This window comes from Streptomyces sp. NPDC086777, from assembly GCF_040702065.1.
Lineage (GTDB): Bacteria > Actinomycetota > Actinomycetes > Streptomycetales > Streptomycetaceae > Streptomyces.
This window is the reverse complement of the sequence record NZ_JBFBJI010000013.1, coordinates 185,679-211,414: the sequence shown is the minus strand read 5'-3', so window position 1 is coordinate 211,414 and position 25,736 is coordinate 185,679. Positions and strand designations below refer to the sequence as shown.

Sequence of the window (25,736 nt, the reverse complement as noted above, 5' to 3'; positions counted from 1 at the left end):
CCCGATCAGCCGGAGGCCCCGTTGTTCACTTCCGTCGACGACGTCTCCGCGCGCCTCGCGGAGACCGGCTACCTCGCCTCCCCGGCCGTCGCCACCACCGTCTTCCTGGCCGACCGGCTGGGCAAACCGCTCCTCGTCGAGGGCCCCGCCGGGGTCGGCAAGACCGAGCTGGCGAAGGCCGTGGCCCAGGTCGCCGGGGCCCGTCTCGTGCGGCTGCAGTGCTACGAGGGCGTGGACGAGTCCCGGGCGCTGTACGAGTGGAACCACGCCAAGCAGCTGCTGCGGATCAGCGCCGGCCGGGACGAGACCTGGGACGAGGCCCGCACCGACATCTTCAGCGAGGAGTTCCTGCTCCCCCGCCCGCTGCTCACCGCGATCCGGGGCGACGACCCCAAGGTGCTGCTGATCGACGAGACCGACAAGGCCGACGTCGAGGTGGAGGGGCTGCTCCTGGAGGTGCTCAGCGACTTCCAGGTGACCGTCCCCGAGCTGGGCACGGTCACCGCGACCCGCCGCCCCTTCGTCGTCCTCACCTCCAACGCCAGCCGCGAGCTGTCCGAGGCACTGCGCCGCCGCTGCCTGTTCCTGCACATCGGCTTCCCGGAGGAGGACCTGGAGCGCCGGATCGTACGGCTGAAGGTGCCGGGTCTCACCGAGGCGCTGACCGAGTCCGTGGTCCGGGTGGTCGGGGCGCTGCGGGCGATGGACCTGCGCAAGGTCCCGTCGGTGGCGGAGACGATCGACTGGGCCCGCACCCTGCTGGCCCTGGGCGCCGACACGCTGGACGAGCAGGTCGTGCGGGACTCCCTGGGCGTGATCCTCAAGCACCAGGACGACATCCAGAAGGCGGCCGCCAAGCTGGACCTGGACGCGCTGTGAGCACGCCGGCCGGCGCACCGGCCGACTCGTCCACCGGGGCCGCGGCCGACCTCGCCGGGCGGCTGACCGGCCTGGTCGGCGCGCTACGGGCGCACGGGGTGCGGATCGGCACCGGGGAGACCGTGGACGCGGGGCGGGCGATGGCGGCGCTGGGCCTCGCGGACCGGGGGCTGCTGCGCGAGGGGCTGGCCGCGACCCTGCTGCACGGCACCGGCCAACGGGCCGTCTTCGACCAGGTCTTCGACCTCTACTTCCCGCGTGCGGTGGGCGCGCCCGGCGGCGGCTCCGGCGACCCGTCCGGCGACCGGGAGGAGCTTCGGGACCGGCTCGCCGCCGCGCTTGCCGACGACGACACCGCGCTGATGCGGCAGTTGGCGGCCGAGGCGGTGGACGGCCTGGGCGGGTACGGGAGTTCGCCGGGTTCGGACGGCTGGTCGTCGTACCAGACCCTGGACCGGCTGCGGCCGCAGACGCTGCTGGCGCGGGTGCGGGCGGATGTCCGCGCGCGGGGCGGGAGCGGTTCCGGGTTCGCGGACCGGCTGCTCGACGACGAGATCCGGCGGCGGATCGAGGCCTTCCGGGGCATGGTCGCGGCGGAGGCCCGGCGCCGGGTGGCCGAGCGGCGCGGGCGGGACCGGATCGCGCGGCGGGCGGTGGCGCCGTCCGCCGACCGGGTGGACTTCCTGTCCGCCGGCCGGGAACAGCTCACCGAACTGCGCAGGACCGTGCAGCCGCTGGCGCGGAAGCTGGCCACCCGGCTGGCCGCGCGCCGCCGCCGGGCCGCGCGCGGCACCATCGACCTGCGCCGCACCCTGCGCGGCTCGCTGTCGACGGGCGGGGTGCCGATGCGTCCGGTACTGCGCCGGCGCCGGCCGGTCCGCCCCGAGCTGGTGCTGCTGTGCGACGTGTCGGGCTCGGTGTCCGGGTTCTCCGACTTCACGATGCTGCTGGTACAGGCGCTGCACGACCAGTTCAGCAAGGTGCGGGTGTTCGCGTTCGTCAACCGGATCGACGAGGTGACCGGCCTGCTGGAGCACGGCAGGGCCGATCCGGAGGGGCTGGGCGCCCGGATCCGCGCCGAGGCGACCCTCACCGGCTGGCACGGCAGCAGCGACTACGGCGTCGCGCTCGGCGAGTTCGCGGAGCGGTACGGCGCCGCGGTGGGCCCGCGCACCACGGTCTTCGTGCTCGGCGACGCCCGCACCAACAACCTCGACCCGAACCTCGCCGCCGTCCGCCGGATCGCCGGACAGGCGCGGCGCGTCTACTGGCTGAACCCCGAACCGCTCTCCCTGTGGGGCACCGGCGACTCGGCCGCGCCCGACTACGCGGAGCTGGTGGAGATGCACGAGTGCCGCACCGCCCGCCAGCTCGGCGGCCTGATCGCCAGGCTGCTGCCGGTTTGACGCACCGGGTGCCGCCACCCGCGCAGGGTGACGGCACCGTGGGCCGCTCTCAGCCCTCCTCGGCCTTCGCGTAGTCCCTTCCCTGTCAAATCGGGAGCGCCATTGGGTGCCGGGGTCTTTCCGCGAGTCTGTGCTGTGTGACATATTACTGGCGTGAGCATGCGACTGACCTGCGATGTCGTGGTGATCGGGGCGGGCATGGCAGGCGCCGCCTGTGCGCTGTACGCGTCCCGGGCGGGTCTGGACGTCATCGTGGTGGACCGTGGCCCGGTGGCCGGCGGTACGACCGGGGCGGGAGAGGGGAATCTGCTCGTCTCCGACAAGGAACCGGGGCCCGAGCTCGAACTCGCCCTGCTGTCGGGCCGGTTGTGGACCGGACTGGCCGGGGAGTTCGGCGACCGGATCGAGTACGAGCCCAAGGGCGGGGTGGTCGTCGCCGCCGAACCGGAGGGGCTGGCCGCCCTGGAGAGGTTCGCCGCCGGGCAACGCGCAGCCGGGGTGACGGCGGAGAACGTCGGCGCGGATCAACTCCACGACCTCGAACCGTACTTGGCGCCCGGTCTGGCGGGCGGGGTGCGCTACCCCCAGGACGCCCAGGTCATGCCGACCCTGGCCGCTGCGCATCTCCTGCGGGCCTCGGGCGCCCGGCTGTCGACCGGCCATCCGGTGACGGAGGTGTTGCGCGGCGCCGACGGTGCCGTACGCGGGGTCCGTACCGGCCGCGGCGACATCCACGCCCCGGCCGTGGTGAACGCGGCCGGGACCTGGGGCGGCGAGGTGGCGGCGCTCGCCGGTGCGCGCCTGCCCGTCCTCCCCCGGCGCGGCTTCGTGCTGGTCACCGAGCCGCTGCCGCGCCGGGTACGGCACAAGGTGTACGCCGCCGACTACGTGGCCGACGTGGCCAGCGATTCGGCCGCCCTGCAGACCTCACCGGTCGTGGAGGGCACGGCGGCCGGGCCGGTCCTGATCGGCGCGAGCCGGGAACGCGTCGGCTTCGACCGGTCGTTCTCGCTGCCGGCCGTACGGGCGCTGGCGGCCGGTGCCGTCCGGCTGTTCCCCTTCCTGTCCGGGATCCGGGCGATGCGCACGTACCTGGGTTTCCGCCCGTACCTGCCCGACCACCTCCCCGCGATCGGACCGGACCCCCGGGTGCCCGGTCTCCTCCACGCCTGCGGGCACGAGGGCGCGGGCATCGGACTGGCCACCGGCACCGGGCAGTTGATCGCCCAGGTGCTGAGCGGCAAGGCACCCGAGCTGGACCTGACCCCGTTCCGTCCCGAGCGCTTCGGCGAGGAGAGCCCGTGAATCCCATGGAGTTGGTGCAGGCCCGCCCCGACCCGGCCTTCACCGTCACCTTCGACGGGCGCGAGATCGTGGCGCTGCCGGGTCAGACGGTCGCGGCCGCGCTCTGGGCGTCCGGTGTCACGTCCTGGCGTTCCACCCGCGGCGCGGTTCTGCCACGCGGGGTCTTCTGCGGGACCGGTGTCTGCTTCGACTGTCTGGTGACCGTCAACGGCCGCCCCAATCAACGGGCTTGCGTGATTCCCCTGCACCCTGGCGACGCGATCGGTACGCAGCGGGGGACGGGGCACGATGACTGACCCGCATCGACGGGGGCCGGCGCCCCGGCTCGCCGTGGTCGGCGCGGGCCCGGCCGGTCTCGCCGCCGCCCTGGCAGCGGCCCGCGGTGGGCTGCGGGTCACCCTGGTCGACGCGGCGCCCGAGGCGGGCGGCCAGTTCTACCGGCAGCCCGCCACCGGGCTCGGCGCCCGCCGTCCGCAGGCGCTGCACCACCGGTGGCGCGACTGGGAGCGCCTGCGCGCCGGCCTGGACGGACTCGTCGCGGCGGGGCTGGTGACGCACCTGCGGGACCATCACGTGTGGTGCGTGACGCGGCGGCGGTCCGGTTTCACCGTGCACGCCCTGCTCGGCCCCGAACAGGAACGGCCCGTCGAGGTGCGCGCGGACGCCGTACTGCTCGCCACCGGCGGCTACGAGAAGGTGCTGCCCTTCCCCGGCTGGACGCTCCCCGGTGTCGTCACGGCGGGCGGGGCGCAGGCCATGCTGAAGGGCGGACTGGTGCTTCCGGGCCGTACGGCGGTCGTCGCGGGCACCGGACCACTGCTGCTGCCGGTCGCGACCGGGCTCGCGGCGGCGGGCGCCCGGGTGGCGGCACTGGTGGAGTCGGCCGACCCGCGGGCCTTCGTACGGCACTCCCGCGCACTCGTCGCCCAGCCGGGCAAGCTCGCCGAAGGCGCCCACCACGCCGCCCGGTTGCTGCGGCACGGGGTCCGGACCCTGGTCCACCACACCGTCGTGGAGGCCCACGGCGACCGGCTCGGCCGACGGCTCGAAGCAGTCACGGTCGCCGCGCTGGACGCCGCGGGCCGGGTACGGCCGGGCACCCGGCGGCGCATCGACTGCGACACCCTGGCCGTCGGGCACGGCATCCTCCCGCACACCGACCTCGCCGGGAGCCTGGGCTGCCGGATCGACGAGGTCGCGGTGCACGTGGACGACGAGCAGCGTACCGACGTGCCCGGGGTGTGGGCGGCGGGCGAGACCACCGGCGTCGGCGGGACCCTCCTCGCCCTCGCCGAGGGACACGTCGCGGGCAGTTCGGCCGCCGCGCGGCTGGCGGGCCGGGAGCCGGGCCCACGCGACTGGGCGGGGGCCGCTCGGGCCCGCGCCGCACTGCGCAGGTTCGCCACGGCGATGGACGAGGCGTACACGCCGCCCGCCCACTGGGCCGAGCAGGTCACGGACGACACGGTCGTCTGCCGCTGCGAGGAGGTCACCGGCGGTGCGGTCCGACGGGCCGTGACCGAGCTGGGCGCCAAAGACGTACGGACCGTCAAACTGCTCACGCGGGCCGGGATGGGCTGGTGCCAGGGCCGGATGTGCGGGCCCGCGGTCGCCGGGCTCGCCGGCTGCCCGGAGACGGCGGCACGCAGGCCGTTCGCGCGGCCGGTGCCGCTCGGGGTGCTGGCACGGGCCGGCAGCGACGACGACGAACAGTGCCATGTCACACACCACCTGGACGACGCGGACCACCCGGCCCCCTCGGAGGAACCCTGATGCCCACCCCGCACCCCCACCCCCACGCCCGCCCCTGGCGGGGCGTGCTCGTGGCCACCGCCCTTCCCCTCCGTGACGACCTCTCCGTCGATTACGACAGGTACGCCGAGCACTGCGCCTGGCTGGTCGGGAACGGCTGTGACGGGGTCGTACCGAACGGCTCTCTCGGCGAGTACCAGGTGCTCACCCCCGAGGAGCGCGCAAAGGTCGTCGAGACCGCCGTGGCCGCGGTCGGCGGGGCGCGCGTCATGCCCGGGGTCGCCGCCTACGGGTCGGCCGAGGCCCGCCGGTGGGCCGAGCAGGCCCGGGACGCCGGGTGCGCGGCGGTGATGCTGCTGCCGCCCAACGCCTACCGCGCGGACGAGCGCTCGGTGCTGGCGCACTACGCGGAGGTCGCGAAGGCCGGGGTGCCGGTGGTGGCGTACAACAACCCCATCGACACCAAGGTCGACCTGGTCCCGGAACTCCTCGCCACACTGCACGGCGAGGGCTACGTCCACGCCGTCAAGGAGTTCTCGGGAGACGTCCGGCGCGCCTACCAGCTCGCCGAACTCGCCCCGGACCTGGACCTGTTGATCGGGGCCGACGACGTCCTGCTGGAGCTGGCGATCGCGGGGGCCAAGGGCTGGGTGGCCGGCTACCCCAACGCGTTGCCGGCCGCGACGGTCGAGCTGTACCGCGCGGCGGCGCGCGGCGACCTGGACACCGCCGGGCGGTTGTACGCGCAGTTGCATCCGCTGCTGCGCTGGGACTCCAGGGTCGAGTTCGTGCAGGCCATCAAGTTGTCCATGGACATCGTCGGCCGGCCCGGCGGCCCCTGCCGCCCGCCGCGCGTACCGCTGCTGCCCGAGCAGGAGGCCGTGGTCCGCGCGGCCACCGAGAAGGCCGTCGCGGCCGGACTGGCGTGACCGAACCCGCCCACCCTCCAGGAGCGTCATGCGCAGCAAACTCGTCCTGCACGCCGTCGACTCGCACACCGAGGGCATGCCCACCCGTGTGATCACCGGCGGGATCGGCACCATCCCCGGCGCGACCATGAACGAGCGGCGGCTGTACTTCCGTGAACACCGTGACGGCATCAAGCAGTTGCTGATGAACGAGCCGCGCGGGCACGCCGCGATGAGCGGGGCGGTCCTGCAGCCGCCGACGCGGCCCGACTGCGACTGGGGCGTGGTCTACATCGAGGTCTCCGGCTACCTGCCGATGTGCGGGCACGGCACGATCGGCGTGGCGACGGTGCTCGTGGAGACCGGGATGGTGGAGGTCGTGGAGCCGGTCACCACCATCCGGCTCGACACCCCGGCCGGGCTGGTCGTCGCCGAGGTGGCGGTGGAGGACGGCGCGGCGCGCAACGTCACGCTGCGCAACGTGCCGTCGTTCTCGGTCGCGCTGGACCGGAAGATCGTGCTCGCCGACGGCCGGTCGGTGACCTACGACCTGGCGTACGGCGGCAACTTCTACGCCATCCTCCCTCTCGACGAGTTCGACCTCCCCTTCGACCGCACCCGGAAGGACGACATCCTCCGGGCCGGCCTGTCCCTCATGGCGGCGATCAACGCCGAGGCGGAGCCCGTCCACCCCGAGGACCCGTCCATCCGCGGCTGCCACCACGTCCACCTGATCGCCCCGGGCGCCACGGCCCGCCACTCCCGGCACGCGATGGCCATCCATCCCGGCTGGTTCGACCGCTCCCCCTGCGGCACCGGCACCAGCGCCCGGATGGCCCAGTTGCACGCCCGTGGCGAACTCCCGCTGGACACGGAGTTCGTGAACGAGTCGTTCATCGGCACCCGGTTCACCGGCCGGCTCCTCGGCACCACCGAGGTCGCGGGTCTCCCCGCGGTCCTGCCCAGCTTCACCGGGCGGGCCTGGATCACCGGCACCGCCCAGTATCTGCTGGACCCGGACGACCCGTTCCCGGCGGGCTTCGTACTCTGATTGCTCCGACGACCCTCCGGCGACGACCCTCCAGGAGTTCCACCATGGCCGACCGGCCCAGCAGCACGCCCACCGCCGCCGAGCCGGCCGAGCCCGCCATTCCGTCGCTCGGCGGCCGGAAGCCGAACTTCCGGGAGCGGGTCGTGGACGTCCTGCGGGCCGCGCTGATCGCCGGTGAGCTGCGCCCCGGCGAGGTGTACTCCGCGCCGGGGCTCGCTCCCCGCCTGGGCGTCTCCGTGACCCCGGTGCGCGAGGCCATGCTGGAGCTGGTGAAGGAGGGCATGGTCGAGATCGTCCCGAACAAGGGGTTCCGGGTCACGGCCGTCTCCGAACGGCAGCTCGACGAGTACACGCACGTCCGGTCCCTGATCGAGATCCCGACGACGGTCGCCCTCGCGGCCACCGCCGACCCCGGCGACCTCGCGGCGCTGCGGCCGGTCGCCCTGGAGATCGTCACCTCGGCCGTGAAGGGCGACCTGATCGCCTACGTCGAGGCCGACCTGGCCTTCCATCTGGGCCTGCTGGCGCTGGCGGGCAACGACCATCTCGTGGCGGTGGTACGGGACCTGCGGCGCCGTTCGCGGCTGTACGGACTGACGGCGCTGGTGGCGGCGGGACGTCTGAAGGCCTCCGCCGAGGAGCACCTGGAGCTCCTCGACGCCCTGCTGGCCCGTGACGAGCAGGCCGTGCACGAGGTCATGACCCGGCATCTGGGCCACGTCCGCGGCCTGTGGGCGGCCCGGCAGCCCGACCGGCACTGAGACCGCCCGCGGACTACGCCCCCGGATGGGCGAGTTCGATGTCATGGCCGTGGACGTCGGCGCCGGAGACGGCCACCCCCGCGGCGTGCGGCGGGTAGCCGGTCGCAACGACCGTGTACTGCCCGCTGTCCAGGTCGGAGAAGGTGTACGCGCCGTCGTCGCCGGTGGTGGTGGTGCCGACGACGTTGCCCGCGCCGTCCACCAGCGTGACCCGGGCGTCGGCCAGCGGGCCCCCGGCTCCCCGGACGGTGCCGCGCACATGGGCGCCGGGCCGCAGTTCGACGTCGACCCGGGTGGTCCCGGTCCCGGCTATCTCGACGGGCAGGGCGAGCGGCCGGTGCTTGGGCGAGCCGACCGCGAGGGTCACGGTCCCCGGCACCAGGTCGCCGACCGTGAACTCGCCGAGTCCGTCGGTCTGCTGAGTGGCGAGCACGTCCCCGCGCACGTCGGTGAGGACCACCGTGGCACCGGCGACCGGCGCCCCGCTGTCCGCGGCCCGCACCAGCCCGGCCAGACCGCTGCTGCCGGTGAGCAGCAGGTCGTGGGCGACGGGTTCGGAGTCCACGACGAGGGTGGTGGCCTGCGGCCGGCAGCCGTCGGCGGAGGCGATCAGGACGTACGTCCCCTCGCCGGGTGCCGCCACCGCGTAGCCACCGTCGGCGTCCGCGACCGCGCGCCCCAGCTGGCGGCCGCCCGGGGAGATCAGGGTGACGGCGGCCCGGCCGACGCCGGTCCCGTCGGCGCCGCGTACCCGGCCGTGCACCTGGATGCCGTCGCCGACGGCGGAGAGGTTCGGCGGTGCCACCTCCGCGCCCGGCGGCCGCTCGACCGCGGGTTCGACCACCGGCACTGCCTCGGCACGTGCGCCGGGCTGCTTGCGGCGCGGGATGAACGCGGCCACGAGCAGTGCGAGGACCGCCGCGCCCGAGCCCGCCGCCATGACCACCTTGAAGCCGTTCTCGGAGGGCACGGCCGTCGTCCCGAGGACGGTGGTCAGCTGGGCCAGGATCACCCCGGCGACGGCGCTCGCGGTCGACGTGCCGATCGACCGCATCAGGGTGTTGAGGCTGTTCGCGGCGGCGGTCTCGTGCGGGTCGACGGCGCCCATGATGAGCGCGGGCATCGCACCGTAGGCGAAGCCGATGCCGGCGCCGATGACGCAGGAGGCCAGCACGAGCTGCCAGACGGCGTCCATCAGCACGATGTTGAGCCCGTACCCGGCGGCCACGATCACCGCGCCGCACATCAGGGTGACCTTCGGGCCGAAGTTCTTCGAGATGAGGGCGGACAGCGGCGCCATGGCCATCATGACGAGGCCGGTCGGGGCCATCACCAGGCCGGCGTCCAGGAGCGACCTGCCCAGACCGTAGCCGGTCGCCCGAGGCAACTGCAGGAGCTGCGGAAGCACCAGGGACATCGCGAACATCGAGAACCCGAAGGCGATCGACGCGAGGTTGGTGACGAGGACCTGGCGGCGGGCCGTGGTGCGCAGGTCGACCAGCGGCTCCCGGGTGCGCAGTTCGTAGAACCCCCAGGCCGCCAGGGTGACCACGGCGGCTGCGAACAGGCCGAGCGTGGTGGCGCTCGACCACCCCCAGTCGGCTCCCTTGGAGATGCCGAGCAGCAGGCAGACCAGACCGGCCGCCATGCCGAGAGCGCCGGGCAGGTCGAAACGGCCGCCGGTGCGCACCTTCGACTCCGGGACGAGGAGGAGGACGAGCAGGGCGGCGACGACGCCGAGCGCGGCCGACGTCCAGAACAGAACGTGCCAGTCGAAGTGGTCGGCGATCAGCGCGGCGGCGGGCAGGCCGAGGGCGCCGCCGACGCCGAGGGAGGCGCTCATCAACGCGGTGGCGGAGCCGAGCCGTTCGGCGGGGAGTTCGTCGCGCATGATGCTGATGCCGAGCGGGATCACGCCGGAGGCCAGCCCCTGCAGGGCCCGCCCGACGATCATCGGCACCAGGGTGTCGCTCAGTGCGGCGGTGACCGAACCGGCGACCAGCATGACCACGCTGGTCAGCAGCATCAGCCGCTTGCCGTACATGTCGCCGAGCCGCCCCGTCACGGGGGTCGCGACGGCGGCCGCGAGGAGCGTTGCGGTGACGGCCCAGGCCGCGTCGGACGCCGAGGCGTCGAGCAGCCTCGGCAGTTCGGGCACGATGGGGATCACCAGCGTCTGCATCAGCGAGACCACGATCCCGCCGAAGGCCAGCACCGCGACGACTACGTTGGTCCGCGGCACGGCGCGGTCCCCGGCGACGACCGGCCGGGGCTGTGCATGGGACATGGTCGGGCCTCCGTCGGGCCGCTGGGGTCTGCACGACCCTCCCGAATGTAAGTCAATTGATTGACTTAAGCAACCAGGATTCCGGTGCGGACCGGTGCGGACTCGCCGCGCGCCCGGCGCCACGTCAGCTCGACTCACGCACCACCAGCCGGCACGGCACGGTGTGCACCCCCGGCTCCGGCTCGGCGTCGATGGCCCGGAGCAGCCGCAGGGCGGCGATGCGGCCGATCTCGGCCAGGTTCATGTCGACGGTGGTGAGCGGCGGCCGGCAGGCGAGGGCCATGGTGTCCCAGTTGTCGTAGCCGACCACGGCGATGTCCCCCGGCACGTCCTTCCCCCGCTCGCGCAGGGCGTCCGCGACCCCCCGGGCGATCTGGTCGTTGCCGCAGAAGACGGCGTCCGTGCCGGGTGCCGTCCGCAGCACGGCGTCGGCGGCGCGCCGCCCCCAGGCCTCGCTCCACTCCCCGAAGTGCACACGTCCCGCAGCGAGTTCGAGGCCCGCCTCGGCCAGGTGCCCGACGGCGTGCCGGGCGCGGTCACGGGCGGCCTGGTGGTGCTCGGGCCCGGTGACGTGGGCGACGCGGGTACGGCCGGTGGCGAGCAGGTGCTCCACGGCGAGCCGGGCGCCGCCGCGGTCGTCGGTGACCACGGAGGTGTCGGCCGGGGCGGTCGACGGGGAGAGGGCGTAGACCACCGGGATCGCCGGATCGATGCCGGCCAGCGGCGGACGGGGGTCGGTGCGGCGGCCGGCGACGATGACGCCGTCGACCCGGCGGTCGGTGAGGGTGCGCAGGTGGTGCTGCTCGCGGATGGCGTCGCCGCGGGTGTCGCAGAGCAGGACGGAGATCTTCCCGGCGCCCAGCGCGTCCTCGGCGCCGAGCAGCACCGGGGTGCTGAAGCGGCCGATGCCGTCCGTCGTCATCAGGCCGACCGTCCAGCTGCGGCCGCTGTGCAGGCTCTGCGCGTGCTGGTTGGGCCGGAACCCGAGCGCCGCCACGGCGTCCAGCACCCGTTGCCGGGTCTCCGGGCGCATCCGGCCGGCGCCGTTCAGCGCCTTGGACGCCGTACCGACGCTGACACCGGCGAGCGCGGCCACATCGGCGAGCCTGGCCCGGCCGGCGGGCGGAGAGCCTGGAACAGGGATCACGGGCAAACCTTTTCCTGGACGGTTCCTCGACTGCGCCGCCGACCTCCCGACGGCAGAGCCGCCCCACATCGTCGCAGTCGCTCACCCGAAGTTCCAGCCCTGTCGTGCAACTTGAAAAATCTGCGCCGGGCGTCTTGACCCACCCCTCGGGCTGCCCTGTACTTCTCGGCGGGAAAACGGTTGCGCAAGCCGGTTCCGCACCGCCGTATCGCGCAGCCCCATGCTCGACCTTCCAAACGTCGTTCGATATCCCGAAAAGCGTGCCCCGGCCCCCGTCCCTCCCCACCCCGGAGAGCCATGCCCCGCACCCACTCCGCCCTGCCCTCCCCCGCCGGTCCGGTCCGGCCCACCCCCCGTGCCCGCACGGCGCTGCGCCCGGCGGCCGTCACCGTCGACGGCGGCTTCTGGCACGACCGCCGCGCGACCAACGCCCGTGTCTCCCTCCCGCAGGGACCGGACCTGCTGGAGTCCGCCGGAAACCTGCAGAACCTGCGGCTGGCGGCGGGCACCGCAAAGGGCGTGTTCCAGGGCGCGTTCCCGTTCGTGGACACCGACGTCTACAAGTGGCTGGAGGCGGCTTCCTGGCAACTCGCCGACGAGGGCGACGAGCCGCTCGCCGCCGACGTGGCGCGGATCGTCGCCCTGGTGGCCGGCGCCCAGCAGCCCGACGGCTATCTCAACACCTGGTTCCAGCTGGTCAAGGGTGGTGAGCGGTACCAGGACCTGCGCTGGGGACACGAGTTGTACTGCGCCGGCCATCTGATCCAGGCCGCCGTCGCCCACCACCGCTCCACCGGCCGTCCCGAACTCCTCGACGTCGCCCGGAGGTTCGCCGACCACATCGACTCGGTGTTCGGCCTCCCCGGCAGCGGCAGGCCCCTCGACGGCATCGACGGTCACCCGGAGGTCGAGACGGCACTGGTGGAGCTGTACCGGGAGACCGGCGAGCGCCGCTACCTCGACCTGGCGGGTTACTTCGTCGACCGGCACGGCCACGGTCTGCTCGGCGGCGACGCCTACTGCCAGGACCGGGTCCCGCTGCGCGCCGCGACGGACGTCGAGGGCCATGCCGTACGGCAGTTGTACCTGCTGGCGGCGGCCGCGGACCTGGCGGCGGAGACCGGCGACGCCGAACTCCGGGCGGTCGGGGAGCGGTTGTGGCACACCATGACGACCACCAAGACCCACCTCACCGGCGGGCTCGGCGCGCACCACGACCAGGAGGAGTTCGGCGACCCCTACGAACTCCCCAACGAACGCGCCTACTGCGAGACCTGCGCCGCCATCGCCTCCGTCCAGTGGAGCTGGCGCATGGCCCTGCTCACCGGCGAGGCCCGCTACTCCGACCTGATCGAGCGCACCCTCTACAACGGCTTCCTGGCCGGGGTCTCGCTGGACGGCGAGCGCTGGCTGTACGTCAACCCCCTCCAGGTCCGCGACGGCCACACCGACACCGGCGGCGACCAGTCGGCCCGCCGCACCCGCTGGTTCCGCTGCGCCTGCTGCCCGCCCAACGTGATGCGGTTGCTGGCGAGCCTGGCGCACTACCTGGCGTCGGGCGACGAACAGGGCCTGCAGATCCACCAGTTCGTCACCGGTACGTACGCGACCGACCGGGTCCGGGTGCGCGCCGAGACGGACTATCCCTGGCACGGCACGATCGCGTTCACCGTCGAGGAGACACCCTCCGACGAACCGTGGACGCTGTCGCTGCGCATCCCCGCGTGGTGCCGGGAGTTCCGGGTCCGGTGCGGCGAGGAGACGTACGACTCGCCGCCCGACGACGGCTGGCTGCGCCTGTCGCGGACCTGGACGCCGGGCGATCTGGTGGTGCTGGAGCTCGCCCTGGAGCCGCGGCTCACGGCCGCCGACCCGCGCGTGGACGCCGTACGCGGCTGTGTGGCGATCGAGCGCGGGCCGCTCGTGCACTGCCTGGAGCAGGTCGACCATCCGGGCGGGGGTCTCGACGACATCGTCCTCGACCCCTCCCGGCCGCTCGCCGTGAAGCACCGCCCGGACCTGCTCGGCGGTGTCACCACCGTGGTGGCCGCGGGCCGGCGGCGGCGCATCCCGGACCGGGGCTGGTGGCCGTACGCCCCCGCGTCCGGCCCGGCGGCGGAACCCGGGGGCGAGCCGGTCGAGTTGACCGCGATCCCGTACCACGTCTGGGCCAACCGCGAGGACGGCAGCATGCGCGTCTGGCTCCCCACCTCCTGAGACACCCCCGTCCTACGACAACGAGGTCACCCCGTGATACCCACCCGCCGTACTCTCCTGGCCCTCACCACGGCCGCCCTGCTCCCCCTCACCGCCTGCGGTGGCGGTTCCGGCTCCTCGGGATCGTCGTCCTCGGCCGGCGGGACGTACACCTTCTGGGACCCGTACCCGCAGTTCGACGCCTCCTCGGACTGGGGCCGGCGGGTCAGCGCGTGCGGCACCGCGGCCGGGGTGAAGCTCAAGCGGACCGCGTACGACACCACCGACCTCGGCAACAAGGCCCTGCTGGCCGCGCAGCAGGGCAACGCGCCGGACGTGATGCTGGTCGACAACCCGGTGGTCTCCACGCTGGTGGAGGCGGGCATCCTCAACAGGACCAGCGACCTCGGGCTCGACACCTCCGCGATCCAGAAGAACATCATCGGCGCCGGCACGATCGACGGCGCCTCCTACGGCGTCCCGATCGGCGCCAATACCCTCGCGCTCTACTACAACAAGAAGGTCCTCGCCGCGGCCGGTGTCGACCCGGCCTCCGTCAGGGACTGGGCGTCGCTCACGGCCGCGCTGAAGAAGGTCGCGGCGGCCGGGAAGAAGGGCATCACCTTCTCGGCGATCAACACCGAGGAGGGCAGCTTCCAGTTCCTGCCGTGGTTCTGGGGCGCGGGCGGCGACCTGACGAAGCTGGACTCCGCCAAGGGGGTTGCCGCCCTGTCGCTGTGGAAGCAGTGGATGGCCGCGGGCTACGCGCCGAAGGACGTGCTGCAGAACACCCAGACCACCAGCTGGCAGGAGTTCGCCACCGGCGACTACGCGTTCGGGGAGAACGGCACCTGGCAGCTCGGCAACGCCGACAAGGCCGGGTTCGGATACGGCGTCATCAACATCCCGGCGCAGAACGGCGGTGCGGCGCCGGTGCCCACGGGCGGCGAGTTCGTCACCGTGCCCGTGCAGAAGGACACCTCGCGCTACGGCGTCAGCAAGAAGATCGTCAACTGCCTGACCAGCGACTCCAGCCTGCTGGCCACCGACACCACCCTCATGTACGTGGCGCCGACCTCCGCCGTGCAGACCCAACAGGTCGCGAAGAACGCGGAGCTGAAGCCGTGGGTGGCGGCGGTCGCGGCGGCGCGGGGCCGGACCAGCGGCGGTCTCGGCACCAAGTACCCGACGATCTCGCAGCCCCTGTGGACGGCCGTACAGGCGGCGCTCTCCGGCGGCAAGAGCCCGCAGGACGCGCTGGACGCCGCGCAGACCGCCGCCGACAAGGGCTGACCGGTGGCTGTGCATCTGCGGGTGCGCGGGGGCTTGCCGCGCAGTTCCCCGCGCCCCTGTGGGGGCGCCGTGCGGGGGGTTCGTCCGTCCCCCGGGCTCCGGAGCCGACTGACCGCGCTCGCCTTCGTGACGCCCCTGCTCGGCTACCTCGCCGCCTTCTACGTCTATCCGCTCTACCGCAACCTCGACCTGAGCCTGCGCGACTACACCGTGCGCTCCTTCGTGGCGGGCGACGCGCCGTTCTCCGGCTGGGCCAACTTCCGTACCGTGCTGGACGATCCGGCGTTCGGTCCGGCGATGCGGCACACCATGGTCTTCACCTTCGTGTCGATCGTGTTCCAGTACGTGACCGGGCTGGCCCTCGCGGTCTTCTTCAACCGGCACTTCCGGCTCTCGACCGTGCTGCGGGCGCTGTTCCTGATCCCCTGGCTGCTGCCGCTGATCGTGTCGGCGTCGACCTGGTCGTGGATGTTCAACAGCGAGTCGGGGGTGGTGAACTACTTCCTGCACTTCCTCGGCGTCGGTCCCGTCGGCTGGCTGACCTCGCCCGACTGGGCGCTGACCTCGGTGATCGTCGCCAACATCTGGATCGGCATCCCCTTCAACCTGGTCATCCTGTACAGCGGCCTGCAGAACGTCCCCGGTGAGCTGTACGAGGCGGCGGCGCTCGACGGAGCCGGCGCCTGGCAGCAGTTCCGCCGGATCACCTTCCCGCTGCTGCGCCCGGTGTCGGCCATCACCCTGCTGCTGGGGCTGGTCTACACCCTCAAGGTGTTCGACCTGATCTGGATCATGACCAAGGGCGGTCCCGGCGACGCCTCCGCCACCCTCGCGACCTGGTCGTACCAGCTGGGCTTCGGCACGCTGCTGCCCAGGTTCGGTCCCGGTGCCGCCGTCGGCAACATCCTGATCCTCATCGCGCTCGTCTTCGGCCTGCTCTACGTCCGCGTCCAGAGGAGGCAGGAAGCATGAGGTCGCGCGGCCACACCCTGATCGGCCTCCTGCTCACCGCGCTGATGCTGTTCCCGGTGTACTGGATGCTCAACGTGTCCCTCACGCCGCAGCAGGACATGCGCAAGGACCCGCCGGACCTGCTCCCGCTGCACCCGACCTTCGAGGGCTACCGGGCGGTCCTCGACGACCAGCTCCCCTACCTGGGCACCAGCCTGCTGATCGGCATCGGCACGGTCGCCCTCACGCTCCTGATCGCCGCTCCGGCCGGCTACGCGCTGGCGAAGCTCCGGCCCCGCGGCGGCGGGCCGCTGGCGCTGGCCCTGCTGATCGCCCAGATGATCCCGGGCATCGTCATGGCGATGGGCTTCTACGGCATCTTCCTCGACCTCGGCCTGCTCAACTCCTGGTGGGGGCTGATCGTCGCGGACTCCACCATCGCCGTGCCCTTCGGCGTCATGATCTTCACCGCGTTCATGTCGGGCATCCCCGACGAGCTCCTCTCGGCCGCCCGGATCGACGGCGCCGGCACCTGGCGCACCTTCCGGTCGGTCGTCCTCCCGCTGAGCCGCAACGCGGTCGTCACCGTCTCGCTGTTCGGCTTCCTGTGGGCCTGGTCCGACTTCGTCTTCGCCAACACCCTCGACGGCGGCGGAAGTTGGAAGCCCATCACGCTCGGCATCTACAAGTACATCGGCAACAACAACCAGGAGTGGAACGCGATCATGGCCACCGCCGTCGTCGCGTCGGTCCCCGCGGCCGTCCTCCTGATCCTCGCCCAGCGCTATGTGGCCGCGGGCGTGACCGCGGGCGCGGTGAAGGACTGACACCCCCAACTCCTAGAGGAGACCCATGCCATGAGCCGCATCATCCCCCTCGGAGCCGCCCTCGGTGCGGTGGCCCTCACCGCCGCCGCCCTCGGCACCACGGCCCCCGCCCAGGCGGCGCCCACCTCCGCCACCACCCTCGTGGTGAACGCGAACCAGACTCTTCGCCCGGTCACGCACGTGGCTTCGGGCGGCCTGTACGGCCTGGACACCGCGAGCGTGCCGGCGGACAGCCTCGTCGCGCCGCTGAAGCCGAACACCTTCGTGCAGATGGCACCCGGCGGCTCGCAGTTGCCCAACGGCGAGCCCAGCCCCGGCGGGGACGCCCTGACCGTAGCCCCCGAGGCGGCGAAGGCCGGCGCCAAGGTCGTCGTACGGATGCCGGACTGGTATCCGAACTTCCCCTACAAGTGGGTGAGCTGGAGCGACTGGCTGTCGGCCGTGGACAAGCAGGTCGCCTCGGTGAAGTCCTCCGGAGCCGGCAACATCGCCGCCTACGAGCTGTGGAACGAACCCGACTGGACCTGGAACACCTCGTCGGCCGGCAGCTTCGACTCCGGATGGGCGACGACGTACAGGGAGGTCCGCGCCAGGGACTCCACCACCGCGGTCCAGGGCCCCAGCTACTCGGCGTGGAACCAGAGCTGGATGACCACGTTCCTCACCGACGCCAAGGCGAGCGGCACGGTGCCCGACATCGTCTCCTGGCACGAGTTGCAGGGCTCGCAGAACATCGCCGCCCATGTCGCCGCCTACCGCGCCCTGGAGAGCAGCCTCGGCATCAGCGCCCGCCCGATCGCCATCGAGGAGTACGGCACCACGGGCGAGGTCGGCGTACCTGGCCCGCTCGCGAGCTATGTCGCCAAGTTCGAGCGGGCCGGCGTGCACGACGCCGAGCTGGCCTTCTGGAACCACTACGGCACCCTCGGCGACACCCTCACCGACACCGGCGGATCACCCAACGGTGCCTACTGGCTGTACAAGTGGTACGGCGACATGTCCGGGAACATGCTGGTCACCACGCCTCCCGCGCAGACCGGCATCGACGGCTTCGCCGCCCGCAACGGCGCGGGCAACCAGATCAGCGTGGTCACCGGCGGCTGCACCGGTCCGTGTGCCGTCACCGTCAACGGGCTGTCCTCGCTCTCCGCCTTCGGCAGCACCGTGCACGTCAGGCTGGAGTACACGCCGTCCAAGGGCCGCACCACCGCCGTCTCCGGGCCGGTGACGATCTCGGACGCCGACTACGCGGTCAGCGGCGGTTCGATCACCGTACCGGTCACGATGAACGCCGCCGACGGCTACCACCTGACCATCACGCCGAGCGGCACCGCCACCTCGCTGGCCGGCCGCTATCAGATCACCAACAGGAACAGCGGCCTCGCCCTGGACACCAGCGGCGCGGGCACCGCCCAGGGCACCCTCGTCGTCCAGGCCGCCGCCGGCACGGGCACCGACCAGAACTGGACCCTGGTCGCCGCGGGCAACGGCCTCTACAAGATCCAGCAGCAGGCGAGCGGTCTGCTCCTCGGCATCACCAACGCGGGCACGGGCGCCGGCGGCACCGCCCTGATCTGGGCCGACAACGGCACCGCCGACCACCTCTGGCAGCTGATCCCGTCCGGCGACGGCTACTACAAGATCGCCAACTACAACAGCGGACTGCTGCTCGGGGTGACGAACATGAGCACCTCCTCCGGCGCCCAGGTCCTCCAGTGGGACGACAACGGCACCGTCGACCACCTGTGGAAACTGACCGCCCGCTGACGTACGGGCCAGTGAACCGGAGCACACCCGTGCGGGGCGACGACCGGCATGCGCCGCCCCGCACTTCGCAGACATCGAAGCCGGCACCGGGGTCGGGTGACCCACCGGCCGGTCTTCGGCAACGTGAGGGACCGATTCCGTACGACCGGCCGACCGCTCGGCAACGGAGACCTCGGGCCGCTAGGTTGTCCGACATGAGCAACCTTGACCGCGCGCCCGTTCCGAGCGTGTGCGGCGGCCGCGGATTCGTCGTCGCCGAACCCGTCCGCGAGCTGCTGAGCCCCCGCCACGTGCAACTCGGCGAGTCGACCGAGGTGCGCCGACTGCTGCCGAACCTCGGCCGCCGCATGATCGGTGCCTGGGCGTTCGTCGACCACTACGGCCCCGACGACATCGCCGACCAGCCCGGCATGCAGGTCCCGCCGCACCCGCACATCGGGCTGCAGACGGTCAGCTGGCTGCACCAGGGCGAGGTCCTGCACCGTGACTCCACCGGCAGCCTGCAGACGATCCGCCCGCGCGAGCTGGGGCTGATGACCTCGGGCCGGGCGATCAGCCACTCCGAGGAGAGCCCCAGGTCGCACGCCCGCTACCTGCACGGCGCGCAGCTGTGGGTGGCCCTCCCGGACTCCCACCGGCACACGGACCCGCGGTTCGAGCACCACCCCGACCTGCCGACGGTCACGGCCCCCGGTCTGACCGCCACGGTCATCCTGGGCTCCCTCGACGGCGCGACGTCCCCCGGCACGACGTTCACCCCCATCGTCGGCGCGGATCTGGCCCTCGCCCAGGGCGCCGACCTGCGCCTGCCGCTCGACCCCGACTTCGAGTACGGCGTCCTTGCCATGTCCGGCGAGGTACACGTCGACGGCGTACCGGTACTCCCGGGCTCCATGCTCTACCTGGGCTGCGGCCGCACCGAACTCCCCCTGCGCGCCGAGTCCGACGCGGCGATCATGCTCCTGGGCGGCGAGCCGTTCGAGGAGGAGCTGATCATGTGGTGGAACTTCGTCGGGCGTACCCAGGACGAGATCGTCCAGGCCCGGGAGGACTGGGAGAAGGGGGCCCGTTTCGGCGAGGTGAAGGGCTACGACGGGTCGCCGCTCCGCGCACCGACATTGCCCGAGACCCCCCTGAAGGCGCGGGGACGGGCCCGCTGACCAGGAAAGATGCAAGTTTCTGACGTCAGGCCCCCAGCGCCCGCCGCCCGTCCGCCTCACCACGACGTTCACTGACGCCAGTCCCCTCGGAGGCCGGTGCACCAGCACCTCCGAGGGGCTTCTCGATTCCAGGGTGTGGGCATCTGTGGGCAGCTTTGCCAGGACGAATGCTGACCCAACGCTGACTTTACTGACGAGTGGTCAGGACTAGGCCAAGCGGTGAGTCCAGCTCCACTGGAGTTCGGCTACGGGTGCCGGCGGGCTGGCACCCCCATGTGACGATGCCCTCTACGAGAGGACTACAGCTACTGCCGCGCCTCGTTAAACCGCTTGTCCGAGCCATTGTGCAGGTTCCACAAATCCAGGTGCCCGTAACGAACGCCGCCGGAGAACCGACCTGTCGCCAGTCGCCACCGTCGCACCACTCGCCGCTCTCGCCAGCCGTCTCAGGAGCAGCCGAATGAACGTCAGCTACTTCGGTGCCCACGGGCACGTTCCGCAGCGCGTGGCCCTGCTGCTGGCCGAGGTGGCGGGCATCCTGCTCTCCGCGCTTGCGGGCAGCGCGCGGATCATGCAGTTGCGCGGGGCCGCCCGCAAGCACCGCCGGGCCAGCCACAGGGCTGTGAAGGCCGAGGCCAAGGACTCGTCGAAGGCCCGGCGGTAGCCCGGACTACCGGGAGCCCGCCACAGGCCGCTGCTTGTAGAAGGACCCTTCCAGGTAGGCGGCCTCCTGCGGCTGGTAGGGCTCCTCCAGGTAGGCGGCCTCGTCTTCGTCGAGTTCGACGTCCACCGCGGCGACCGCGTCGGCCAGCTGGGCCGGCTTGGTGACCCCGACGATGGGCGAGGTCACCGCCGGGTTGCGCATGACCCAGGCCAGGGCGACCTGGGCCGAGGACAGACCCCGCTCGCCCGCGATCTCGTGGACACGCTCAGCCACTGCCTGGTCCCCGTCGCGGTAGAGGATCTTGCCGCCCGCGTCGGTCTCGGCACGCGCCGTGGCAGTGTCCCCGGCCCCGCGTCAGACTGCCCCGCGCCAGCGGGCTGACTGGGGCCGTGCGGCCTGCCAGCTCGCCCTCGCCCTCAAGGCTGACGCGATCGTAGTCGAGTCGAACTTGGAAACATGCCTTCGTACGGCTGCGTATCCTGGTCGGGGGTCTGTCCAGCCGACGGCCCTGTCTCGCATTCGGTGGTGACGGAGCGTGCTGTTATCCGAGGAGGATGCGGTGCCGGAGCAGGGTGAAGCCTGCTCGTCCGTGCATCTGGCGCGCGATCCGTTTGGTCTTGGTGTTGACGCCCTCGGTAGGGCCGTTGCTGTACGGAAGCGTGAGCCCGGCGATCACGGCGTCGATGTCCCGGTCCAGGCCCCGGGTGAAGGCGTGCAGGTGGGGCAGGTCGGCTGTTCGGACTTGGGCGATCCAGTGCGTGAGCGCATCGGCGTTGTCGGTATGGGGCGTAAGGAGCGGGGCGAAGTCTCTTATACCTGAGGTCAGTTGGGTCATCTCGGGGCAGGCGGCGGTGAGCTTGGCCAGGAGCCCGTGGTGCTCGGGCTTGAGGTTGTCGGGTCTGGTCAGCAGCATCCGGGCGAGCCGGCGCGGCGAGATATGGCTGCGGTCGGCGTCCGCGCGGCCTTGGTTGATGTACTTGTGCAGAAGGTTCAGGCAGCCCGTGAAGCCGAGAGTCTTGATCTCTTCGAAGAGGTGCTGGACGGGGACGCCGGGGTCTTCACTTCGGCGTTTGCGCAGGTGCTCGCGGTAGGGATCGACCAGGCCGGCACGGTACTTGGGGACGCGGAGCATGCGCTCGGGCCGGTCGGCGCGGGCGTAGCGTTTGACGGTGTTCAGGGCCAGTTGCAGGCGGCGGGCGCATTCGAGCAGGCCCACGCCCTTCTCGGGCAGGCCATGAACCTGATGCCAGCGTTCGAGGGTGGTCTGAGCGCGGGGCCCGTCGTAGATCGGCGCGTCCAGCACGGTGGCCCAGCAGGCACTGTGTGCCTTCACCTCGCTCAGGGCGGCTTCGCACAGGTTCTTCCGTAAATGCCAGCGATCACCGACTTGAACCGCGTCAGGCAGAGCGCGGCGGATGGCCTCGGCGTATGTGGTTGAGCCGTCGCGGCACACGACCTCGATGCCCGAATGCTCGCGCAGCCAGGCTTCCAGCGTGTCGGCCGTGCGGTCGGGCAGTACGTCGATCCGCTCATGGGTTTCGGCGTCGATCACCACGGTGGCGTAGCGGTGGCGCCGGCGCAGGGCGAAGTCGTCGACGCCGATCACGCGGGGCATCCGCCCGGTGGGCAACGGGATGCGCAGCAGGGTGCGCAGGGCCGTGTGACGGGACAGGACCACCGCGAGTATCGCCAGCAAACGTGATCCCGCCCGGCCCGCTAACTCTTTGACCACGGCCTTGACCTGCCTGGTCAGACGAGCGGTGCGTCGCTGGTATCGCTCCAGCACCCCGGGCACCTGTTCGCGGAAGGTGTGGCGGCAGCCTCGCGTGGGGCACACCAGACGCCGTACCCGCACACGGACCACCACCCGTCGTCCGTCGACCGGAACGTCGGCCGCCGTCCGCCGGTGATAGCCGTGCACCCGTCCCGACGAGGCCCCGCACACCGGGCAGACCGCGGTGTCCAGCGGCGTCCGGGCCCGCACCACGATCCGCTCACCCTCGTCGGCAACATCCTCGATGACCAGCGGCGACAGACCCGAAAACACCGTCAGCACAAGCTCGTTGACACTCATCACATGAAGGTCAACGACCCTGACAACTCTCCGTCACCACCGAATGTGAGACAGGGCCGAAGACCGCACAGACCCCCACATACGGGAAACCGTCAAAGTGCTGCTGGGGCAGCAGAAGCGCGGCTGGAGTCGTTAGTGCCACTGAGTGGATAGCTTATGTAGGCGATGCGCCGGGAGTCGGGCGCCCAGCACGGAACGTTGATGGTTCCCTGGCCCCCCGGGAGAGTGACCAGATCACGTGAAGGACTCTCCGGAAGGTCGATCAGGCGCAAGACTACGGGCAGGTCGGCGGGATGCCCGACAGTTCCCGGCGGATAGCTGAGGTAGACCAGCCGACGGCCATCAGGCGAGGGGTGCGGGAACCAGTTCACGTGCTCGTCGGAGGTGAGCTGCTGCACGGACGCCTCAGCGAGGTCGTGCCGAAACAGTTGCGCGTGACCGGGCACGCTGGACGCAACCTCCGAGTTGAAAAAGACACTCGCGCCGTCGGGGGAGAATTCCGGTCCGTCCGCAGGAGAGTAGCCGTCACCGACGAGGCGCTCCTCTCCGCTGACGAGGTCCAGGCACCACAGCGCGCGTCTTCCCCACTCGTCTCCGTCGAGGACCTCTGTACCGACGTAAAGCAGGGTGCTGCCGTCTGGGGATATGCCATGCAGAAAGTGACGGAATCTGCGCTCCGGGGCCTTGGGCAGGGTGATGCGCTCAGTGCGTCCCCCGTTCCACGGCACCCGGTACAGGTGCCCGTCATTGGCCGACACATAGTGCCAACGGCCGTCCGGGGACACGAGATGGTCGTTGTTCACCTCGGGCAGCCCGGTGGCGTGAATCGGTTCGAGACCCGTGGGGTCGTGACTGTCCACTCGGTACAGGGCGCCGTCGGCGTTCACGACGATCCAGCGCCCGTCCGGGTGCCAATTGGGTGCCTCGAACAGTTGGTCCTCGGAGCACAGTGCCAGCTGGGAGCGACCGCCCTCGACGTCCAGGACATGAAGCTCCGCACGCTGGCCTGGAAGGAGTGTGCGGGCATACCTCATCGGCCGCTCTGTCTCGTCGGGATCGAACTGATCCTGCTCTGGCAAGGTCGCGTTCTCCTTCGTTTCCGACTGCTTCATCGTTTTCCTCACTGAGCGGAAATCAGCCTTTGAGCCGCCGTGCCGGGGCGCTTCCTACGTGCGGGCCAGTGCCAGTTCCTCGGCGCATCGGTAGGCCAGCGCAAGGATGGTCAGTACCGGGTTCACTCCGCCGTTGGTGACGTGCAGGGACGCGTCGGTGATCCAGAGCCCGGGGTGTCCGTGTACCCGGCCGAAAGGGTCGGTCACCGAGGCCGCCGGATCTGTGCCCATGCGGGCCGTCCCCGCCTGGTGCTGGCCCGCGGACAGGCCTCTCTGCACTGGCAGCGTCCATACTCGGCGCGCGCCGGACGCATGCATCCAGCGTTGAGCCCGCTCGCGCAGCGCTTTCGCGGCACGGACACTCTCCGGGTGCTGCACCCCGGAGAGTCTGGCTACGGCGTCACCGCCGGAGTCGAACACCTGGGAGGCAAGGGTCACCCGTGCTTCCGGATTCGGAATCTCCTGGATCGGGCCCATGACGTGCGAGGTGCGCAGGTAGGACTCCCGCATCCAGCGCTTTGCCTCGTAACCCCACCGCGGAACGTCCGAGGGCATCGCCCAGGCATGGAACAGCACGGGCATCTTCACGACTTCATTGGCGAGCACCCCTCCCCCGATCGCCTCGCCGCCCAGATCATGTGTGTAGTCGGCGGTCGCTATCGACACACCCGGACCTTGGAGGTCCTGTACCGGGTCGTCGAACAACCCGAACGCGCCGACGTAGTTGTGCCCCTGCAAGTTGCGTCCGACCTGGTCCGTACGGTTTCCCAGGCCCGCAGGATGTTCGTCAGTGGCGCTGGCCAACAGCAGCCGGGCGGTCTCAATTGCCCCTGCTGCCAGAACCACGGCCCCGGCGCGCACTTCGACACGAGCACCCGTGTTCATGTCGCGTACCACGACACCGGTGGCACGTCCGGTGGGGTCCACCAGCACTCGCTGTACTCGCTGCCCGGTGACGAGCCGGCACAGACCCGTGTTCAGTGCCAACGGGATAACGGTGTTGTGGGTACCGGCACGGGCATCCACCGGGCAGCCGAACCCGATGCACTGACCGCATCGCACGCAGGCGGCACGTCCATCGCGTGGTCGGGAGTTGATCAGCAACGGCACGGGCCCGGTACTGAGGCCGAGGGCTGCGGCGCCTTTGCGCAGCACGCCGGCCTCGTGCGTCGCCGGCTGAGCGGGCATCGGGTACTCAGCGCTGCGGAAGCCCTGGCACCGGTGGGCCTGTCCGTCCCCGCAGACACCGAACTCCTGCTCGGCACGCGTGTAGTGACGCTCGAGATCGTCGTAGGTCAGCGGCCAGTCCGCGAGCGAACTGCCGTCGGGCACGCCGTACCGTGACGCCATGCGGAAATCGTCCGGCTGGAACCGCCAGGCCATGCCCTGATAGACGCGGGTGCCGCCGCCGACGGTCATCGCATTGTTCTGCCATTCCCTGCTGTAGGGCCGCTCGACCCGGCGGTCCGGTTTCCCCGGCTCGGCCACCACGCGCGGGTTGCCGGTGTAGTCGGGCCCGGTGGTGTGGCCGTAGGCGGAGAACCGGTGATTGGCGAGATGGTCGTGTCCGATCTCTTCGAAAGTGAGAAACCGTCCACGCTCCAGCAGCAACACCCGGGCCCCGGTCTGGGTCAGGACGCGGGCGGTCACTCCCCCGCCCGCGCCGGCCCCGACCACCACTACGTCCCACGTGAGTTGCAGTGCCTCAGGCCCGGATTCGACGGGGCGAGCGTGATGGACAGGCTCTGCTGTCGGCTGTTTCGGAGACGGTTCGTATCCAAGCCCTTCCCAGGACCCGCTCTCCCGTCGCCCGTAGTACCCGTGGGAGGCCACAGTGGCCATCGCCGCGATGAACTCGGACGGTGAGACCGCCCATCCGTGCCGATCCCGGGCCCCCTGCAACTCGTCGACGAGTTCGGGGCCCAGAACAGCTCCCGCTTCGAGCTCGACGGACAGTGCCTCCAGCCCCGGGGTGAACAGCCGAGCCCAGTACGTCGCGTGATCGCGATCAGCGAGACTGTCCATCCAGCCCAACAGCCCGGCCTCGGTCGCGCCGGGCTGAGAATCGGCCGGGACCAGAACATCGAGCAGTGCGGCGACGAGCGCTCGATCGGAACAGGGGATCACGGTGTTGTCCTTTTCGATCATGCGGTTTCTGCGAAGTGCCCTGCGCCCTTTGAGAGACGGATGTCCCCG

Annotated in this window: 21 protein-coding genes; 15 read left to right on the top strand and 6 right to left on the bottom strand. The window is 71.5% G+C overall.

The window, feature by feature from the left end:
* The first annotated feature begins 21 nt into the window (after window positions 1-21).
* The 8 genes from AB0472_RS20385 (at window position 22) to AB0472_RS20350 (ending at window position 8,062) form a co-directional block, all read left to right on the top strand.
* Window positions 22-879, top strand: coding sequence for a MoxR family ATPase (locus AB0472_RS20385; RefSeq protein ID WP_366357867.1), 858 nt, complete (start codon window positions 22-24; stop codon window positions 877-879).
* On the top strand, window positions 876-2,285 hold the full coding sequence (locus tag AB0472_RS20380) for a VWA domain-containing protein (RefSeq protein WP_366357866.1): 1,410 nt from the start codon (window positions 876-878) through the stop codon (window positions 2,283-2,285). Before AB0472_RS20385 ends, AB0472_RS20380 begins: the two co-directional genes overlap by 4 nt.
* A 153-nt stretch (window positions 2,286-2,438) precedes the next feature.
* Window positions 2,439-3,590: an FAD-binding oxidoreductase gene (locus AB0472_RS20375; RefSeq protein ID WP_366357865.1), complete on the top strand. Its 1,152-nt coding sequence runs from the start codon at window positions 2,439-2,441 to the stop codon at window positions 3,588-3,590.
* The gene (locus AB0472_RS20370; protein WP_366357864.1) at window positions 3,587-3,886 is read left to right on the top strand and encodes a (2Fe-2S)-binding protein; all 300 of its coding nucleotides are present in this window, start codon (window positions 3,587-3,589) and stop codon (window positions 3,884-3,886) included. Before AB0472_RS20375 ends, AB0472_RS20370 begins: the two co-directional genes overlap by 4 nt.
* Window positions 3,879-5,363 carry an NAD(P)/FAD-dependent oxidoreductase gene (locus tag AB0472_RS20365; protein WP_366357863.1) on the top strand — a complete coding sequence of 495 codons (1,485 nt, stop codon included), beginning with the start codon at window positions 3,879-3,881 and terminating at the stop codon, window positions 5,361-5,363. The genes AB0472_RS20370 and AB0472_RS20365 overlap by 8 nt, the downstream gene beginning before the upstream one ends.
* Window positions 5,363-6,271 (top strand): dihydrodipicolinate synthase family protein, encoded by a 909-nt coding sequence (locus AB0472_RS20360; RefSeq protein WP_366357862.1) that lies wholly within the window; start codon window positions 5,363-5,365, stop codon window positions 6,269-6,271. Before AB0472_RS20365 ends, AB0472_RS20360 begins: the two co-directional genes overlap by 1 nt.
* 28 nt (window positions 6,272-6,299) lie before the next feature.
* The gene (locus AB0472_RS20355) at window positions 6,300-7,301 is read left to right on the top strand and encodes a proline racemase family protein (RefSeq protein WP_366357861.1); all 1,002 of its coding nucleotides are present in this window, start codon (window positions 6,300-6,302) and stop codon (window positions 7,299-7,301) included.
* 44 nt (window positions 7,302-7,345) lie between these two features.
* Window positions 7,346-8,062, top strand: coding sequence for a GntR family transcriptional regulator (locus AB0472_RS20350; protein ID WP_366357860.1), 717 nt, complete (start codon window positions 7,346-7,348; stop codon window positions 8,060-8,062).
* Between the two features lie 13 nt (window positions 8,063-8,075).
* Here AB0472_RS20350 and AB0472_RS20345 read toward each other — a convergent pair whose 3' ends face one another.
* Both AB0472_RS20345 and AB0472_RS20340 read right to left on the bottom strand, forming a co-directional pair.
* The gene (locus AB0472_RS20345; RefSeq protein ID WP_366357859.1) at window positions 8,076-10,349 is read right to left on the bottom strand and encodes an MFS transporter; all 2,274 of its coding nucleotides are present in this window, start codon (window positions 10,347-10,349) and stop codon (window positions 8,076-8,078) included.
* A 124-nt stretch (window positions 10,350-10,473) separates the two neighbouring features.
* Window positions 10,474-11,496 carry a LacI family DNA-binding transcriptional regulator gene (locus tag AB0472_RS20340; protein WP_366357858.1) on the bottom strand — a complete coding sequence of 341 codons (1,023 nt, stop codon included), beginning with the start codon at window positions 11,494-11,496 and terminating at the stop codon, window positions 10,474-10,476.
* Between the two features lie 297 nt (window positions 11,497-11,793).
* Between AB0472_RS20340 and AB0472_RS20335 the strand changes: the two genes are divergently transcribed.
* The 7 genes from AB0472_RS20335 (at window position 11,794) to AB0472_RS20305 (ending at window position 20,354) form a co-directional block, all read left to right on the top strand.
* Window positions 11,794-13,713 (top strand): beta-L-arabinofuranosidase domain-containing protein, encoded by a 1,920-nt coding sequence (locus AB0472_RS20335; protein WP_366357857.1) that lies wholly within the window; start codon window positions 11,794-11,796, stop codon window positions 13,711-13,713.
* A 33-nt stretch (window positions 13,714-13,746) separates the two neighbouring features.
* Window positions 13,747-14,985, top strand: a complete 1,239-nt coding sequence (locus tag AB0472_RS20330; protein WP_366357856.1) for an extracellular solute-binding protein — start codon at window positions 13,747-13,749, stop codon at window positions 14,983-14,985.
* Between the two features lie 69 nt (window positions 14,986-15,054).
* The gene (locus AB0472_RS20325; protein ID WP_366357855.1) at window positions 15,055-15,957 is read left to right on the top strand and encodes a sugar ABC transporter permease; all 903 of its coding nucleotides are present in this window, start codon (window positions 15,055-15,057) and stop codon (window positions 15,955-15,957) included.
* Window positions 15,954-16,763: a carbohydrate ABC transporter permease gene (locus tag AB0472_RS20320; protein WP_366357854.1), complete on the top strand. Its 810-nt coding sequence runs from the start codon at window positions 15,954-15,956 to the stop codon at window positions 16,761-16,763. The genes AB0472_RS20325 and AB0472_RS20320 overlap by 4 nt, the downstream gene beginning before the upstream one ends.
* A gap of 30 nt (window positions 16,764-16,793) precedes the next feature.
* The gene (locus tag AB0472_RS20315) at window positions 16,794-18,530 is read left to right on the top strand and encodes an RICIN domain-containing protein (protein ID WP_366357853.1); all 1,737 of its coding nucleotides are present in this window, start codon (window positions 16,794-16,796) and stop codon (window positions 18,528-18,530) included.
* Between the two features lie 194 nt (window positions 18,531-18,724).
* The gene (locus AB0472_RS20310; protein ID WP_366357852.1) at window positions 18,725-19,690 is read left to right on the top strand and encodes a pirin family protein; all 966 of its coding nucleotides are present in this window, start codon (window positions 18,725-18,727) and stop codon (window positions 19,688-19,690) included.
* A 460-nt stretch (window positions 19,691-20,150) separates the two neighbouring features.
* Window positions 20,151-20,354 carry a lipopolysaccharide assembly protein LapA domain-containing protein gene (locus AB0472_RS20305; protein WP_366357851.1) on the top strand — a complete coding sequence of 68 codons (204 nt, stop codon included), beginning with the start codon at window positions 20,151-20,153 and terminating at the stop codon, window positions 20,352-20,354.
* Between the two features lie 6 nt (window positions 20,355-20,360).
* Here AB0472_RS20305 and AB0472_RS20300 read toward each other — a convergent pair whose 3' ends face one another.
* The 4 genes from AB0472_RS20300 to AB0472_RS20285 all read right to left on the bottom strand — a co-directional run bounded on the left by AB0472_RS20300 (window position 20,361) and on the right by AB0472_RS20285 (window position 25,688).
* Complete coding sequence (locus AB0472_RS20300; protein WP_366357850.1) at window positions 20,361-20,627, bottom strand: aldo/keto reductase; 267 nt, start codon at window positions 20,625-20,627, stop codon at window positions 20,361-20,363.
* A 268-nt stretch (window positions 20,628-20,895) separates the two neighbouring features.
* On the bottom strand, window positions 20,896-22,428 hold the full coding sequence (locus AB0472_RS20295) for an ISL3 family transposase (RefSeq protein ID WP_366357849.1): 1,533 nt from the start codon (window positions 22,426-22,428) through the stop codon (window positions 20,896-20,898).
* A 92-nt stretch (window positions 22,429-22,520) separates the two neighbouring features.
* Entirely contained in the window at window positions 22,521-23,540 is a 1,020-nt protein-coding gene (locus AB0472_RS20290; RefSeq protein WP_366357848.1) for a hypothetical protein, read from the bottom strand.
* A 54-nt stretch (window positions 23,541-23,594) separates the two neighbouring features.
* Window positions 23,595-25,688 carry a GMC oxidoreductase gene (locus AB0472_RS20285; protein WP_366357847.1) on the bottom strand — a complete coding sequence of 698 codons (2,094 nt, stop codon included), beginning with the start codon at window positions 25,686-25,688 and terminating at the stop codon, window positions 23,595-23,597.
* Window positions 25,689-25,736: the final 48 nt, after the last annotated feature.